A 17,262-nucleotide genomic window follows, 5' to 3' on the forward strand; every position below is an offset into this window, starting at 1 on the left:
GACCAGGGTTTTATTACTATGAATAAGCTCTTAAGTCGCTACTAACACTAGTAGCGACTTCTTGTTGTGTCGAATTCTGAAGGAATTGTGACGCCAGGTTTCCGTCAAAGGTCTGATTTTCTAGAAATATATAGGGAATACATAGTGAATCCCACCACTTCGTGATAAACTTATGAAGGGAAAAAGCATTTAACCAGAAGGTAAGGAGATGTTTATATGTTGCAACAGCTTTCTTGGAAAGTAGGAGGGCAGCAAGGAGAAGGAATTGAAAGTACAGGGGAAATTTTTTCAATGGCGATGAACCGCCTTGGTTATTACCTTTACGGCTATCGACATTTTTCTTCTCGAATAAAGGGTGGCCACACAAACAATAAAATATGTGTAAGACCGACCCAAGTTCGAATCATTCCAGATAACTTAGATATACTTGTAGCGTTCGATCAGGAAACGATTGACGTAAACTATAAAGAGCTTACAGAAAGCAGTATCATCCTAGCGGATGCGAAATTTAATCCAGTTGCACCAGAGGACTGTGTTGCACCTTTATATGCAATACCGTTTACTGAAATAGCAGCTGAGCTAGGCACATCCCTCATGAAAAACATGGTGGCTATTGGTGCAACAGCTGCTTTAATAAACCTAAACAAAGAGGTATTCCAAGACGTGGTGGATGAAATCTTTGGTAAAAAGGGACAAGAGGTAGTAGAAAAAAATATGCAGGCCATTCTAAAGGGCTTTGAAATTATGGCAACTCAGCTTGGCGGCCGCCAAGGGGAGTGGGAGCTAGCTCCTGCAGACGGCAAGAGACGCTTATTCATGATCGGAAACGACGCGATTGCACTAGGTGCACTTGCTGCGGGTTCACGTTTTATGGCTGCATACCCGATTACACCGGCATCGGAAATCATGGAGTACATGATTAAAAAGCTTCCACTAGTTGGGGGAGCTGTAATCCAGACAGAGGATGAGATTGCAGCAGCAACAATGGCAATCGGCTCTAACTATGGTGGAGTACGTGCATTCACTGCATCTGCAGGTCCAGGGCTTTCATTGATGATGGAAGCAATCGGTCTTTCCGGTATGACGGAGCAGCCGCTTGTCATTATCGATACACAGCGTGGAGGTCCATCCACTGGATTGCCGACAAAGCAAGAGCAATCCGATTTAATGCAGATGATTTACGGTACACATGGGGAAATTCCAAAGGTAGTAATTGCTCCAAGTACTGGAGAGGAAGCTTTCTATGACACAATCCAAGCCTTTAATATCGCGGAGGAGCTTCAGTTGCCGGTAATCATTTTATCTGACCTGCAGCTTTCATTAGGAAAGCAAACAGTGGAGCCTTTTGATTATTCCAAGATAGAAATCCGTCGCGGTCAGCTTGTGATAAATGAAGAGCTTCCGGAAGTAGAGGACAAAGGGTACTTTAAGCGCTACGAGGTAACAGAAAGCGGAGTTTCTCCTCGAGTTCTTCCAGGTATGAAGAATGCCATTCACCATGTAACAGGGGTGGAGCATGACGAAACTGGTAAGCCTTCAGAGGCAGCGACTAATCGTAAAGCACAAATGGACAAGCGTTTCCGTAAATTAAATTACGTGAATTTTGAAGAGCCAGTTTATGTGAACGCACCTCACGAGGAGGCTGACATCCTATTAGTCGGCTTCAACTCCACAAGAGGGGTATTAGAGGAATTACAGCAAATGCTGAACGAGCAGGGAGTAAAAGTGAATCATGCACATGTTCGCCTAATTCACCCATTTCCAGTGGAGGAAATGCAGCCACTAGTTGCCAATGCAAAAAAGGTACTCGTGGTGGAAAATAACGCAACAGGTCAGCTTGCAAACATTTTGAAAATGAACGTAGGAGGACATCAAAAAATCCTAAGCGTTCTAAAATACGATGGTACGCCATTCTTACCAATTCAGCTGGCAAACCAAGTAAAGGAGTTGCTGACAGATGGCAACATTTAAAGATTTTCGAAATAACGTCAAACCTAACTGGTGTCCAGGATGCGGTGACTTCTCCGTACAAGCAGCCATTCAACGTGCAGCTGCCAATGTAGGAATCGAGCCGCATGAGCTTGCAGTGATCTCTGGTATCGGCTGTTCTGGTCGTATTTCTGGATACATCCATTCATATGGCTTCCATGGTATCCATGGACGTGCATTGCCGATCGCACAAGGCTTGAAGATGGCCAATAAAGACCTTCACGTCATCGCTTCTGGTGGAGACGGAGACGGCTTTGCCATCGGGCTTGCACATACAATTCATTCGATCCGTCGAAACATCGACCTAACATATGTCGTGATGGACAACCAAATCTATGGCTTAACGAAAGGGCAAACTTCTCCACGCTCTGCAGAAGGCTTCAAAACGAAGTCGACTCCAGGTGGAGCAATTGAGCCATCCTTAAAGCCGTTAGAGTTGGCACTTACTTCAGGTGCAACCTTCGTAGCGCAAGGCTTCTCCACAGATATCAAGGAGCTTACAGCGATCATCGAAGCAGGCATCAAGCACAAAGGCTTCTCTTTCATCAACGTGTTTAGCCCATGTGTAACGTATAACAAAGTAAATACCTACGACTGGTTCAAAGAGCATTTAACAAAGCTATCCGATATCGAAGGCTACGACAATACGAATCGCGAGGAAGCAATGCGTGTAGTAATGGAGAAGGAAGGCCTAGTAACAGGGATTATCTATCAAGATGAAAACGCTCCTTCTTACCAAGAGCAGGTACCAGGCTATGCACCAACGCCACTTGTAGATCAAGATATTAAAATCTCGGAAGAACAATTTGATATTTTAATGAAAGAATTTATGTAAAATAAAACATGGACTGAAGACAAGCTCTGCATAATGTAGAGATGTCTTCAGTCTTTTTTGTATGGTATCATCGCTTCTTAGTAAGGGCTGTATTTCCAGGGTACTACCAATACGTGCGGTTCCAACTGGTCTACTTGCGAAAGTCAATAGCTGGTATCTGGCGGATCATTTCTTATCCACGTTCTGCAGAAGTTTTATCTACTAAATAAACTACAGTAAAATTACTGATATGGTAATAAATACAATTTTATAGTATAGTAAATGGGTAATATTTTTGAAAGCCCTTTACATAAGTTTTCAAGTATAAACAAATTTTATGGTATAACTTCAAGGAGAAAATATGTCTATATTTATAGGGATTATGTGTCTTTTAGCAGGACTAATAAATGTTAAATTTCCTGCATTTATTTGGTTTCTTTCAACAGGCTGGCAATTTTCTAATGCTGAGACAAGTGACGTCGCCTTAGGGATAAATCGAGTGTTAGGTTACTTTCTACTGATAGTTGGGGCTTGCTATATTCTTAGTTACTTTGTTCCTGCAACGTGAGAATAACATAGAGATTTATAAATGAATGAAAGGGAGGAAGACCGTTTTGACAGAACAGCTAGCAATGTTCCAATGTACTACTGTAACAAAAAGCTTTCATCTTGTTGGCACATCGGTTACCGCTAATTTTGCAGCTGACTTTCCAACTGCCTCAATTACCGTTCAGCAGGCATTCGAGAAGCAGATGAGTAGTATTCCCAATGCAATAAGCACTTCCGTACTATTCAGTCCGTATATGTGCAATGATATCGTTGCTACTTATTTTGCTTGTGTAGAAGTGCATGATTTATCACAGGTGCCAAACGACATGATTGGCTTCACCTTACCTAAGATGACTTATGCGAGCATTCAATGTACGGCTGCAACAATTGGCGAAGCATATGGGAGGCTTTATCAGTGGATAGAAGATCAGAATCTAAAGGTGAATCATTTGCAGGCAACCATGCCGATAGAGATTTTTTATCTACAAGAAAATCCATCTGATGAAACAGTCGAAATTCTCATTCCTATTGAAAATGTCTCCGAATAGGAGGCATTTTTGCTTGCAAAAATGAGTTGCATTTCCAGGCTGTTTCCAATACGTGCGGTCTCCGAAAGGATACTTGCACTTAGAATTCAGTTACTTGCGGTAGTAAAAGGCTTACTAGCGCTCGCCCCAAGGTTACGTGCGGTTCCAGCCAGTTTACTAGCGAAAGTCAAGACTGTGTAACCAGTGGACCATTTTTACTCCAATTAAGGAGTCATTTTTCCTCTCCAACCCATCTTCTTTCCCCGCTTTCTAATGGAAAAAACCTCATTATTTGTGCAAATATTTAAATTTAAGCTGAAAACCTTGTGACAGTCCTATGCAATTCAGTATAATAGGATGGATGTGCGTAGTATCGGTAACATAGAAAGGGGAGTTTTTATGAACGAGGAATCACGTTTACAAAGTACTCAAATCAAATCTCCTGTCAAAAAAGAGGAGAAAGATTATAGCAAATATTTTCAATCTGTCTACACTCCTCCTTCCTTAAAGGATGCAAAAAAGCGAGGGAAAGAGGCAGTTGCTTACCATAAAGATTTTTCCATTTCGGATGAGTTTAAAGGAATGGGGCAAAATCGAAAGTTTTTAATTCGTACGTATGGTTGTCAAATGAATGAGCATGACACGGAAGTCATGGCGGGGATTTTCATGCAGCTAGGCTATGAACCGACGGACAAAGTAGAAGATGCCAACGTAATCCTTTTAAACACCTGTGCAATTCGTGAAAATGCGGAGAACAAAGTGTTTGGAGAGCTTGGTCATTTGAAGCATCTGCGTCGTGAAAATCCAGACCTTCTAATCGGGGTTTGTGGCTGTATGTCACAAGAAGAATCTGTTGTTAATAAAATATTAAAAACCTACAACCAAGTGGATATGATTTTCGGAACTCATAACATCCACCGCCTACCGAACATCCTAAAAGAGGCTTACCTATCGAAGGAAATGGTCGTGGAGGTTTGGTCGAAGGAAGGGGATGTAATTGAAAACCTTCCAAGAGTTCGTAAAGGGGCTATTAAAGCTTGGGTAAACATCATGTATGGCTGTGACAAGTTCTGTACGTATTGTATCGTTCCGTATACACGTGGGAAAGAGCGTAGCCGTCGTCCAGAGGATATCATTCAAGAGGTACGTCAGCTTGCTGCTCAAGGCTATCAGGAAATCACGTTGCTAGGACAAAATGTTAATGCGTATGGAAAAGACTTTGAGGATATCGATTTCCGTTTCGGTGATTTAATGGACGAGCTACGTAAAATCGATGTAGCAAGAATTCGTTTTATGACAAGTCATCCAAGAGACTTTGATGATCATTTAATCGAAGTACTCGCAAAAGGCGGTAACCTGGTAGAGCATATACATTTACCGGTTCAATCAGGATCATCCGATATTCTAAAAATCATGGCTCGTAAATATACAAGGGAGCAGTTCCTGGAGCTAGTACGAAAGATTAAAGCTGCAATTCCAAACGCTTCTCTATCTACAGACATTATTGTAGGCTTCCCGAATGAAACAGATGAGCAGTTTGAGGAAACGTTATCCCTTTACAAGGAAGTAGGCTTTGAAATTGCCTACACGTACATCTACTCACCACGTGAAGGAACGCCTGCTGCAAAAATGAAGGATAATATTCCAATGGAAGTGAAAAAGGAACGCCTGCAGCGCTTAAATGCTTTAGTAAACGAGATGTCTGCGGAAGCAATGAAGAAGCATGAAGGACAAATTGTAGAAGTACTTGTGGAGGGTGAAAGTAAAAATAACCCGAACGTACTAGCGGGATACACTCGTAAGAGTAAGCTCGTGAATTTTGTTGGACCGAAAGATATTATTGGCAAGCTAGTGCAAGTAAAAATTACCGAAGCCAAAACATGGTCACTGACAGGTGAGCTAGTAGAAGCATCTATCGGTCAAGAGGTGGGAATGTAATGACAACCAAATATACAAAAGACGAGATACTAGAAAAAGCAAGAGAGATTGCTTATATGATTGCACACACAGAAGAGGTGGACTTCTTCAAGCGTGCAGAAGCACAAATAAACGAAAACCAATTTGTCCGTGAAAAAATTGCTAGCCTAAAGAGCTTGCAAAAGCAGGCAGTAAACTTCCAGCATCTTGGAAAAGAAAAGGCGTTAAAAATGATTGAAGGAAAAATTGAAGCAATCGAAGAAGAGATTGACGGTCTTCCAGTTGTTCAAGAGTTCAAGCAATCTCAGGGTGATGTAAACAGCCTACTTCAGATGGTGGCAAACTCCATCTCCAATAACGTGACCAATCATATTATTAAAGACACAGGTGGAGATTTACTAAGAGGAGAAACAGGCTCGAAAGTAAGAAATTCAGCTGGAGATAGCTGTTCTTAATGAATTCATACACATTTGACTAGATTTAGTTAAATGTGTATTTTTTTGCGGAAAAATTGCAGAATAAAGGCAATTGGTTGACAAAGAGAGAAAACGTTGTGTTAAAATTGAGAAGATTAGTATTTTACTAATATAAAGGGGAGGAATTTATTTGAAAAAGAGACAATTAAAATGGTTATCCGTTCTAAGTGTATTGGTATTATTTATTCTTACAGCTTGTGGATCGGATGAAAGCGGTTCCGGAGAAAAGACGAAAGAAGATATTAAATTTCTAAGTATTTTAACGGGCGGTACGCAAGGGACTTATTATTCTCTTGGTGGTACATTTGCAGATTTAATTGAGAAAGAAACAGGTATTGACACAACTGCAACCGTTTCACAAGCATCTGCAGCGAATGTAACTGCACTTCAAGAAGGAAAAGACGGGGAAATCGCATTCGTTCAGACGGATATTGCATATTACGCTACTGAGGGGCAGTTAATGTTTGAAGGGAACAAGGTAGACAATATCTCTGCATTAGGTGCACTTTATCCAGAAACAGTTCAACTGGTAACAACTGAAGGTTCAGGAATCGAATCCTTTGAAGATTTAAAGGGTAAAAAGGTATCCGTAGGGGCTCCTGGTTCAGGTACTTATGCGAATGCTGAACAACTATTAGAAATTCATGGAATATCTATTGAAGACGATATTGAAGCACAAAACTTAGACTTTGGTGAATCTACTGATGGTATTCAATCAGGTCAAATTGATGCAGCATTTATTACAGCTGGTACTCCTACAGGAGCAGTTGAGGCATTAAACGCTGTAGCAAATGTTGTAATTGTACCAGTAGAAGATAGTAAAGCGGATGAATTAATTGAAAAATATCCGTACTATGCAAAAGACACGGTACCGGCTGGCACTTACGGCTTAACAGAAGATGTACCAACAGTTTCTGTTCTTGCAATGCTTGCTGTAAGTGACGAACTTCCAGAAGACCTAGTTTATGAAATGACGAAGGCTATTTATGAAAACGCTGGCAGCATTCAGCATGCGAAAGCAAAACTAATTAAAGCAGAAACGGGCTTAGAAGGTATTAGTATCAAGGTGCATCCAGGTGCTCAAAAATACTTCGATGAAGTAAATAAATAATAGATATTTTTCCCGAAATGAAAGGGGCATGATGCGTAAGCTTCAAGTCCCTTTTCTTTTGAATGAAATGGAGGATGGACGATGCGTATCCTCAAAAAAATACTGCTTGTATTGTTAGTATGTCTTTTATTATCACTTCTTTTTGTACCCTATAAAAATTCCTTTGTTTTTACTGAAACTCGAACTGACCATCCTACGGTGCATTATATACCTTTTCAATCAAACGAATTCCAAATTAGATACACACATTCCATACATAAAACTGACGTTTTAGAAACATATCAAGCTAGTGAGGACAATCATATTCAGCTAGTCTCCATGGAGTATGAGGATTTAGCCATTGGTATGCCGGGCTATGCAGAGGAAGGACAGACGTTTGAAATAGAGGATGGAAAATATGTATTAAGACATGACAATTACTTCCTGCCTAGTTTTACAATATTTATTTCAACGATTGATACAGATTTGGTTTTCATTTATGACAAGAAGGAAATAGACTTAAAGAAGCAACTTACCAAGGGTAAATCTTATCAATTTCAAGTGAAGAAAATGTCAGTTTACCAGCAATTGAGAGGAGTTAAGATGGATGACGAATAATTCCAAGTCCCATGAGAAGGAAGAAACGTTTCAACAGTTATCGGAAGAGGAACAGCTTGAGCTTCTTCAAAAATACGATCCCGAATCCAATACTAGAAATGTTCAAGGTATCACAAAAAAGGTTATATTTTTTGCACTCATTGCGTTTTCTGTTTTCCAGCTTTATACAGCTATTGATGGTCAATTTACTGCCTATATTCAACGTTCGATCCATTTAGGCTTTGCATTATCCATCATTTTCTTATTATTTCCTGTTAGTAAGAAGGCTAAAGGGGAGAAAAAGAGAAAAATCCCGTTTTATGATTATATACTTTCTCTACTAGCTATTGGTGTTGGATTATATTGGCCATTAAATATTGATCAGCTAGTTACTCGTCTCGGTGCAGTAACCACACTAGATTTAATAGTAGGTATAATCGCCGTTCTACTTGTACTAGAGGCAGCTAGAAGGGCTGTTGGACTACCAATTACCATTATCGCCATTGCGTTTTTGGCTTATGCATTTTTTGGACAATATTTCCCAGGATTCCTTGCTCATAGAGGGCAGGATTTAGAAAGTCTTATTCAACTAATGTTCTTTACAACGGACGGTATTTTAGGTACACCGATTAGTGTTTCTGCCACTTACATTTTTGCATTCCTACTATTTGGAGCATTCCTTGTAAAAACAGGTGTGGGTCAATATTTTAATGACTTAGCTGTAGCATTGGCTGGGAGATTAACTGGGGGACCAGCGAAAGTTGCAATCTTTTCTAGTGCGCTTCAAGGGACTATCTCAGGTAGCTCCGTAGCGAACGTTGTTACTTCTGGTTCTTATACGATTCCAATGATGAAAAAACTTGGTTATCGAAAGGAATTTGCAGGTGGAGTTGAGGCTGCAGCTTCCACAGGAGGTCAGTTGATGCCACCAATCATGGGGGCAGCTGCATTCTTAATGGTAGAGTTTATTGGAGGTATTTCTTATTGGGAAATTGCCAAGGCTGCTGCCATACCGGCAATCCTTTATTTCTCTGGAATTTGGATCATGACTCACTTTGAAGCAAAGCGCGTTGGCTTGAGTGGTCTCCCACCTGAAGAGATTCCGAACAAAAAAGAAGTATTTAAGAAGATTTACTTATTACTCCCAATCATAGTGATCATCGTGTTGATGTTTACTGGAGTGCCGGCAATACAAGCTGCCTTATGGGGTATCGTTGCTGCTATTGTTGTAAGCGCATTTAACAAGGAAACTCGATTAAGCTTACGAGATATCATTGAAGCGTTAGCAGATGGAGCTAGAACTGCACTAGGAGTAGCAGCGGCTACTGCGGCGGCAGGGATTATTGTAGGGGTGGTAGTAAAAACAGGATTAGGGTTAAGTCTTGCAAATGGATTAATCTCTGCTTCTGGAGGAAGTATCCTACTTACCTTATTCTTTACGATGATTGCTTCCATTGTTCTAGGTATGGGATCGCCAACGACAGCTAACTATGTAATTACTTCTACCATTGCTGCACCGGCAATCATTACCTTATTAATGCTAGATATGCCAGCAGGAGCAGAAGTACCTGTAGTTATCGCCTTATCTGCACATTTATTTGTATTCTATTTCGGAATTATTGCGGATATCACACCACCGGTTGCTCTCGCAGCATTTGCTGCTTCTGGTATTTCAGGTGGAGACCCGATAAAAACGGGAGTAAATTCTGCTAAGCTAGCAATTGCAGCTTTCATTATCCCATATATGATTATTTTCTCTCCAGAGCTATTAATGATTGATACCACTATTCCTCAGATACTTTGGGTTGTGTTTACAGCAATTACGGGAATGATAGCAATTGGAGCAGGAGTCATCGGGTATTGGTATCGAAAAGTTGCCTGGTATGAAAGAATTGTGGCCCTAGCTGCTGGTCTATTATTGATTTATCCAGAAGGATATTCAGACATGATTGGCTTAGTTATATTTATCGTGCTAGTAGTAATCCAGATTTTAACGAAGAATAAAGGAAACAAAGCAGCTGCTATTACAGCGTAGCGTTAATCACGAGCCTATTCGTAGGTCTCGTGATTTTTTTACTATTCATACTATTATAAATTGGTATAATAATATAATGAATGTAAAAAAAATACTGTTCATCACAAATAAGGGAGATTTTATTCTTAGATATTGATGAATAGAAAAGTGAGGTTACACCATGTCTATTCAATTTATACAAGCAGAAAAGCAGTTGCATGATGTCCTTTTATTCCCTGCTATCGAATTAAAGGTAGCCCCGGGGAAAGTGGTGACGATTTCCTCTAGCTTGAATATTCGGGAGCAGCTACTTAAGATTTTATTAGGGAAAGGTAAGCTTTCGAAAGGAGAGATTATCATAAGTGAGAGGGCAGGCTTTTTGTTTTTAGAGGAAGGTTATTATGAACGATTATCCGTGAAAGAATCATTAGCCTTTACAAGTTCTATCTATAATTCGTCCGTTCCTGTAGAACATGCAATGCGTTTGCTTCAGATTGATGACTTTCAACGAAAAAAACTGAGAGAATTGAGCTTTTCAGAAAGAAAAAGAGTGCGATTTGCGAATCTCTTTCTTCAGGATGCAGATGTATATATCCTCGAAGAGCCCGATCAAAATTTAGATTTAGAATCCAAACGCTTATTTATTACCTGGATGAATGAACTGAGAAACTTACATAAACCCGTGCTCATCCTGACAAGTGGGATTGAACAGGCTATCTCTTATTCGGATGAAGTATACAGGCTGGACGAAAATGGTTTACATAATGTGCAGTTGGAGGATGCAGAGGAGAAAGAGGCACAGGAAATTCAAATAGAAGAGGAAGCACCAATCGTTCAACCAATTCGGTTTGAAAAAATTCCTACCAAGGTCAATGAAAAAATTGTCCTCTTTGATCCGCCGGAGATTGACTACATAGAAAGTACAGAAGGACAAACCTATTTACATATTCGAGGAGAAAGCTTTCCTTGTACCTTTACGTTAAATGAATTAGAGGAGCGATTAATGGCTTTCGGATTTTTCCGCTGTCATCGATCCTACATTGTAAATCTACAAAAAGTGAGAGAGGTTATCACCTGGACAAGAAATAGCTATAGTTTGGTTTTAGAAGACATCGGAAAATCCTCGATTCCACTTTCAAAGACCAAAATGGCGGAACTAAAGGGAATGTTGGGTCTCAAATAAGCTCCATTCACCCTAAAAATACGCTCATTCACCCTAAAAATAGCTCCTTTCACAGAAAATATAAGGCAGACATGCTCATTTCCTCGTAATCTAAGGATGTACATACGACATCTAAACATGGAGGGAACAAAAATGGAAAACGTGATTGAAGTGAAGGACTTGGCAAAATACTTCTCCAATTATAAGGCAGTGGAGGATGTAAACTTTCAAGTAAAGAAGGGTGAGATTTTTGGATTTTTAGGCCCAAGTGGATCTGGTAAAACAACTACTATTAAAATTTTAACTGGTCAGCTCGATCCAACCGGAGGAGATGCAAAGGTATTTGGAACTCCAGTTGCAGAATTAAAAACACCAAGTGCACGAAAACGTTTCGGTGTTCTGACAGATAACAGCGGCTTATATGGAAGGCTGACAATCTATGAAAACTTAAAGCTTTACTGTGAGCTGTATGATCTTCCACTATCTAGAATAGAAGAGGCGCTTTCTTTTGTGAACTTAACGGAGGAAAAGAAAAAGAAGGTGAGTATGCTCTCCAAAGGGATGACACAAAGGGTGATATTAGCCCGTGCAATCCTACATGAGCCTGAGCTGCTGTTCTTAGATGAACCAACATCGGCACTAGACCCTGTGAACACGCTTCATATATATGAAGGACTTCGTGCCTTAAATAAAAAAGGGACTACCATCTTTTTGACAACGCATGATATGAATGAAGCGGATACGCTTTGTGATCGAGTGGCTTTCCTACATAAAGGGAAGATTCAATTGCTGGATAAGCCGAGCGAGCTAAAGAAAAAGTTTGCAGATAACAGTGTGACGATTGAGTTAGATACAAATGAAACCATCACGCTTTCAAAGAATGACGATGGAGCAGAGGAAGTATACCGTTTAATGAAAGAAAATAGAGTAGTGACGATTCATTCGAACGAGCCAACCTTAGGTGATATTTTTGTAAAAGTGACAGGAGGAGAATTACAATGACATTTTCATGGAAACGATTAAGCGCAATTTTTATGAAGGATTACAAAGACTTTTTTAGAAACATGGCAGTAAGCGTAGTTGTTTTTCTGCCAATCATTATTGCAGCAATCTATGGGCGAATGGGAACGGAGAACCTTCAAATGCATTTCTTATATATTAATATGACCTTCGCTTTTGTTGCTACCTATGTCCAATGCTGTTTAATTGCTGAAGAAAAGGAAAAGAACACATTACGTGGATTGATGCTATCCCCGGCAAGTACGTTTGATATTCTGGGAGGAAAAAGCCTTCTGTCCTTTGTATTAACGATTTTGGTTATTAGTGCTAGTATATTTGTAGCTGAGTATACTCCAAAGAATTTAGTTGCATTTGGAGCTGGAGTTATTGTTTCAACTATTTTTTACATCGCAGTAGGTACCCTTTTAGGGTTGATTGCAAAGTCGGTTATGGAAGCATCCGTGCTTGTTCTACCAGTTGTGGGTATTTTCACAATGGGATCTTTCCTTACGGCCTTTGCCGATAAATATCCTGTACTTCAGCTAGCGGATTATATGCCAAACCTACAGCTGATCTACTTAGCAGAAAGCATAGAAGCGGGAGCTGGCTTCGTAGATATCCTTTCCAACTTAGGAATCATCAGCATTTGGGCAGTACTAGCAATTATTTTAACAACCATTATTTACAAGAAAAGAATGGTAGATTAAGCTATAAATACAAATATTGCTTGGGAAATAAAATCCAGGATCCCCCGTGGATTTTATTTTCGTTGCTTCAGAAAAGGAGTTCCTTTATGAACTGTCCAATTTAAGATCCCCCGATTTTACCAACAGTAATATTATTGGGGGATAATATAAAATGACTTATCCAATTTGATCCCCTATTTAACTATCCAAAGTTAAATAATATTGGGGGATAATAAAATGAATAAACAATTGAACCGTCTATTAATCGGGCAAAGCCTAGCCAATTTAGGAGATGTTCTATATATCGTTGGAGTGATTTCTCTCCTGTATACGATTTCAAATTCTGCCTTTGTGACTACATTGGTACCTGTTGTCATCACGACATCCTTATTTATTTCCAGTCTATTAACACCACTCGTGGTTGCGAAATTTCAAGTGAAGAGGATTCTTGTCGTGTCACAGGCTAGCAAAACGTTGCTTATGTTGCTACTAGGCCTGTTCTGCTACTTCTATTTAGACAGCGAGAACTATGTGGTAGTGTTTGTGATTATTAGTCTTGTCGCCTTCCTAGATGGTTGCGCCAATCCTATCATCCACTCGTATTTGCCACAGCTGGTGGAGGAGACAAAGCTCCTGAAAGCAAATAGTCTGGTGGAGACGCTTAATCAGCTAATCCAAATTGGCTCCTGGTTTTTAGGGGGCATGCTGTTACTAATGATTGGTCCAGCCGGTGTGCTATGGACGGTTAGTGTGCTTTATATTCTCGCATTCGTTCTTTGGCTTAAGCTTCCAAAAGTGGTCAAGACGGAGGAAGAGGAAGAAGGGTTTTGGCAACAGCTGACAGCAGGGTGGAGAGTAGTTCGTGAAACGGTTGTCTTACGAAAGATTGTATGGATGGATTTAATAGAGACAATTGCAAGTGTCGCATGGATTGCCGCCATCCTATATATTTATGTGGAGCAGGCAATCAGTCAAACAGAGCAGTGGTGGGGGTATCTAAACGGTGCTTTCTTTGTTGGCTTTTTACTCGGAAGCATCCTTTGCATGAGGTTTGCCACTTTTGTCGATCGAAACAAATTTTATTTTATGGGGTTAGGTGCGCTTGCAGCAGGAGTGCTAACAATCATATTTGGAATGGTTTACAACCCTTGGACTGCTCTCATTCTGTCATTAGGAATCGGTCTATTTGGACAGCTAAAAAATATTCCTCAGCAGACGATTATCCAACGCGCTGTATCAAAGGATAAATTAGTCACTGTCTATACGAGTTTAGGTGCAGTTACAACGGGAATTTTCGGTATCTCTGCTTTAGGAGTGGGGATGCTAGCTGATTTATTAGGTGTACGTTCTGTATTTATCGTCTCTGGAATCTTGCTATTAATTGTCGGCTTTCTGGTGGCGAGACATAGGAGACTATGGTCTATATAAAAGAGAGGGCGTATTCAGTTGAATACGCTTTTCTTACGAAAACAACATTTCATCCTTTTTACCGAGGTTAAATTCTAGTTATTACACTAAAATAATAAAGAGGCAGATTATATAGAAAGAGGTTATTGAATATGAAGGTTTTAGGAATAAGTGGCAGCTTACGGAAGGATTCATTTAATACAAAGTTGTTGAAGCTAGTTGGAGCAAATTTACCTGAAGGAGTAACATTTGAACTGGCAAATTACAGAGGAGTACCATTATTCAACCAAGAGCTAGAAAAGGACGTACCAGCAAGCGTCTTAGCATTCAAGCGCCAAATTGAGTCGGCAGATGTCATTGTATTTGCAACTCCTAACTATAACGGCTCCATTCCTGGAGTATTAAAAAATGCGATTGATTGGGCTTCAAGACCAGCTTTAGATATGAAAAATTCCTTCAATGGCAAAGTCGGAATGGTCATCGGTGGAACGCCAGGCATGTCTGGAACGCTTACGGCACAGCTCCATCTAAGAGAAATCATGGCCAACTTAGGTGTGTTATTCGTTTCACAGCCAAGAGTGCTCGTAAGTGGCATCAACCAAATGATCGATGAGAATGGTGTACTAGTGTTGGACGAACGAAATGATGAGCTCTTAAAAACGTTGATTGAAAAGACATTAACATTAGTTAAATAAAAATGAAAGCCAGTGAAATTTACGTAGCAGTAAATTTGCTGGCTTTTTTAATGTGATGGCTTGATTTGAATGAGAGTAAATCACCGACGACCGAGAATAAAATCCGGTTGAACGAGAATAAACCAGCTGAGTGAGAATAAAGGTGGTCTATCTGCGAGTAAATCATCTATGAGTGAGAATAAACCCCTGACGAACGAGAGTAACTACCCTACGAATGAGAATAAGGTCAACCTCGAAGGCAAGCGGACATAGGCCATGCCCTTCCCCAATTTGGATGAGAGTAAATCATCCCTGAGTGAGAATAAACCCTAGACGAACGATAATAACCACCCCACGAACGAGAATAAGGCCAACCTCGATGTTAAGCGGACATAGGCCATGCTCTCCCTCCAATTTGAATGAGAGTAAATCATCAGCGACCGAGAATAATCCCCGCTGGACCGAGAGTAAACCGATCGAATGAGAATAAAGGGGGTCTATCCAAGAATAAATCATTAACGAGTAAGAATAAACCCCTGACGAACGAGAGTAACTACCCCGCGAACGAGAATAAGGGCGACCTCGATGGTCAAGCGGACATAGGCCATGCCCTCCCACCATTTTAAATGAGAGTAAATCATCGGCGGACGAGAGTAAGCTCCAAGTAACCGAGAGTAAAGCGTCTGAGTGAGAATAAAGGTGCCCTATCCGAGAGTAAAATCCCCATGTGTGAGAATAAACCCCAGACGAACGAGAGTAACCACCCCACGAATGAGAATAAGGCCAACATCGATCTCAAGCGGACATAGGCCATGCCCTTCCCTAAATAGTTGATTCATGATATCTAAGCTTATTTAAACTTCCTACCACCCAAAGAAGGAAAATTCTGGCTCCAAATAGAATAAACTATTATAAAGGGGGTAATCGAACACATGGCATTTATATTTACTTTTTTTATTATCGCTGTCATAGGCTTTATTTTTTACCGAGTGATAAAAAATGAGGCATTGCCTTCAAATAGATATACACCTGATGATGATATAACATTCGGAAGAGTAATTGATCTAAAACAAGATATTCCTATACACGATACAAAGCATTACGTGGAGTATGAAGAGACACCAAATAACGAAAAGAACTTGTAAAGGGGAGACCTCAAAATGGAGGTTAGAATCGAACAGACAGACGTTAACATACGATTAGTAGGGAGAGGAAAAATGGTAAAAACAAACAGAGCTTTTAAGATGATCCCTCCCCTTTGGAGTAAAGCGATTTAAAGTGGTATAAAGTCAATGGACAATAAGCTTTTTTTTCATACCAGTAGACTTTAGCTGAATAACGATTTCCACCACTGGTACCTTCCTTGACTAGGGGGTGCTTTTTCAATGATGAGGTCGTCATCTTGAATATCATTCCCATACACGAAATGGTAAAGGTTGAGGTGATAATATGAAATATTTGTTCCATAGCATAACACTATTTATTATAGGTTTTTTATCATTTTGTTTAATAGTAATTGGATACCTACTACAAACGATTCTTTTCCCTATACCAGATATGGACCTTTTAAGTAGATCACAGGTATTGCAACTACAAAAAGAATTTGCATTAAACTATCCCTTAGGCACAAGCTTGTTTTATCTTGGGATATGTTTAATGGCTTTAGTTATGATACTTTTGATAGGGAAGTTAATAAATAAAAAATGGGTATCAAAATCATAGGTCAAGGAGTAACTCTAGAAGAATGATAATAAAAAAGGAATCGACTCCGCTAAATGGGAATCGATTCTATATAAGTAAACTCGCCAATGCATGTTGAAAATCTTAGCCTCTCAGTTTTTTTAGGTTTAGCTTTACAAAGGGTTAGTTTTAATTATTCAATTCCTTATATAAAACATATTTTAAAGCAGAAATCTCATCTTCAGACAGCTTACCTTCAATTTCAGATAATACTTCATCCTTACTAATTGAACCGTTCTGAACTTGTTCCTGAATATTAATTAAACGATTAACGCCCACTTTTTTAATTAATACACGAGTCGCTTCCTCCTTAGTTTGGAAGGGAAGAGTATCCGGATTTATAGTTGCTGCATCGCTTACAATTTCTTGAACCTTTGGATCGTTCGCGATATAGGTTTTTACTTCTTCTAGATTTTCCTCATTTAAAGTAGATTCCACTTTTTCAATTATTTTTTCGGAGGCGATATTTGTCCCAAAATGCCACACAGCATAGCCGGCAGCTCCGAGTATAACAAGAACTATAGTGATAATTGTTAAAATTTTTTTCATTCACTCACTCCTGACACATTGAATATAGCATAACTTCTCCAAAACATCCTAGCATATTGTTAGCATAAGTTC

Annotated in this window: 16 protein-coding genes; 15 read left to right on the top strand and 1 reads right to left on the bottom strand. The window is 39.7% G+C overall.

Translation table 11 applies throughout. The features are described from left to right. The first annotated feature begins 216 nt into the window (after positions 1–216). From AC1ECF_RS05005 to AC1ECF_RS05075, 15 genes are all read left to right on the top strand, one after another. On the top strand, positions 217–1,971 hold the full coding sequence (locus AC1ECF_RS05005) for a 2-oxoacid:acceptor oxidoreductase subunit alpha (RefSeq protein ID WP_480388304.1): 1,755 nt from the start codon (positions 217–219) through the stop codon (positions 1,969–1,971). Next, positions 1,958–2,824, top strand: coding sequence for a 2-oxoacid:ferredoxin oxidoreductase subunit beta (locus AC1ECF_RS05010; protein WP_480388305.1), 867 nt, complete (start codon positions 1,958–1,960; stop codon positions 2,822–2,824). Before AC1ECF_RS05005 ends, AC1ECF_RS05010 begins: the two co-directional genes overlap by 14 nt. A 340-nt stretch (positions 2,825–3,164) precedes the next feature. Beyond that, the gene (locus AC1ECF_RS05015) at positions 3,165–3,371 is read left to right on the top strand and encodes a DUF6199 family natural product biosynthesis protein (protein WP_480388306.1); all 207 of its coding nucleotides are present in this window, start codon (positions 3,165–3,167) and stop codon (positions 3,369–3,371) included. A gap of 46 nt (positions 3,372–3,417) precedes the next feature. Further along, positions 3,418–3,900 (top strand): GyrI-like domain-containing protein, encoded by a 483-nt coding sequence (locus AC1ECF_RS05020; RefSeq protein ID WP_480388307.1) that lies wholly within the window; start codon positions 3,418–3,420, stop codon positions 3,898–3,900. 378 nt (positions 3,901–4,278) lie between these two features. Then, positions 4,279–5,817, top strand: a complete 1,539-nt coding sequence (gene miaB / locus AC1ECF_RS05025; protein ID WP_480388308.1) for a tRNA (N6-isopentenyl adenosine(37)-C2)-methylthiotransferase MiaB — start codon at positions 4,279–4,281, stop codon at positions 5,815–5,817. Continuing rightward, complete coding sequence (locus AC1ECF_RS05030) at positions 5,817–6,251, top strand: YlbF/YmcA family competence regulator (protein WP_480388309.1); 435 nt, start codon at positions 5,817–5,819, stop codon at positions 6,249–6,251. The genes miaB and AC1ECF_RS05030 overlap by 1 nt, the downstream gene beginning before the upstream one ends. A gap of 151 nt (positions 6,252–6,402) precedes the next feature. Further along, positions 6,403–7,383 (top strand): TAXI family TRAP transporter solute-binding subunit, encoded by a 981-nt coding sequence (locus AC1ECF_RS05035; RefSeq protein WP_480388310.1) that lies wholly within the window; start codon positions 6,403–6,405, stop codon positions 7,381–7,383. A gap of 81 nt (positions 7,384–7,464) precedes the next feature. Further along, complete coding sequence (locus tag AC1ECF_RS05040; RefSeq protein WP_480388311.1) at positions 7,465–7,980, top strand: DUF1850 domain-containing protein; 516 nt, start codon at positions 7,465–7,467, stop codon at positions 7,978–7,980. Continuing rightward, positions 7,970–9,994 carry a TRAP transporter permease gene (locus tag AC1ECF_RS05045; protein WP_480388312.1) on the top strand — a complete coding sequence of 675 codons (2,025 nt, stop codon included), beginning with the start codon at positions 7,970–7,972 and terminating at the stop codon, positions 9,992–9,994. Before AC1ECF_RS05040 ends, AC1ECF_RS05045 begins: the two co-directional genes overlap by 11 nt. Positions 9,995–10,154: 160 nt before the next feature. Continuing rightward, positions 10,155–11,156, top strand: a complete 1,002-nt coding sequence (locus AC1ECF_RS05050) for a LytTR family transcriptional regulator DNA-binding domain-containing protein (protein WP_480388313.1) — start codon at positions 10,155–10,157, stop codon at positions 11,154–11,156. A gap of 132 nt (positions 11,157–11,288) precedes the next feature. Then, a complete protein-coding gene (locus AC1ECF_RS05055) occupies positions 11,289–12,137 on the top strand; it encodes an ABC transporter ATP-binding protein (protein ID WP_480388314.1) in 849 nt (282 codons plus the stop codon). Further along, positions 12,134–12,841: an ABC transporter permease gene (locus tag AC1ECF_RS05060; protein ID WP_480388315.1), complete on the top strand. Its 708-nt coding sequence runs from the start codon at positions 12,134–12,136 to the stop codon at positions 12,839–12,841. Before AC1ECF_RS05055 ends, AC1ECF_RS05060 begins: the two co-directional genes overlap by 4 nt. 216 nt (positions 12,842–13,057) lie before the next feature. Continuing rightward, entirely contained in the window at positions 13,058–14,248 is a 1,191-nt protein-coding gene (locus tag AC1ECF_RS05065) for an MFS transporter (RefSeq protein ID WP_480388316.1), read from the top strand. Between the two features lie 131 nt (positions 14,249–14,379). Next, entirely contained in the window at positions 14,380–14,922 is a 543-nt protein-coding gene (locus tag AC1ECF_RS05070) for an NADPH-dependent FMN reductase (protein ID WP_480388317.1), read from the top strand. A 911-nt stretch (positions 14,923–15,833) separates the two neighbouring features. Further along, the gene (locus AC1ECF_RS05075; RefSeq protein ID WP_480388318.1) at positions 15,834–16,046 is read left to right on the top strand and encodes a hypothetical protein; all 213 of its coding nucleotides are present in this window, start codon (positions 15,834–15,836) and stop codon (positions 16,044–16,046) included. 724 nt (positions 16,047–16,770) lie between these two features. Here AC1ECF_RS05075 and AC1ECF_RS05080 read toward each other — a convergent pair. Continuing rightward, entirely contained in the window at positions 16,771–17,190 is a 420-nt protein-coding gene (locus AC1ECF_RS05080; protein WP_480388319.1) for a hypothetical protein, read from the bottom strand. Between the last annotated feature and the right edge of the window lie 72 nt (positions 17,191–17,262).

This window comes from Psychrobacillus sp. Z3-81 (assembly GCF_056620325.1).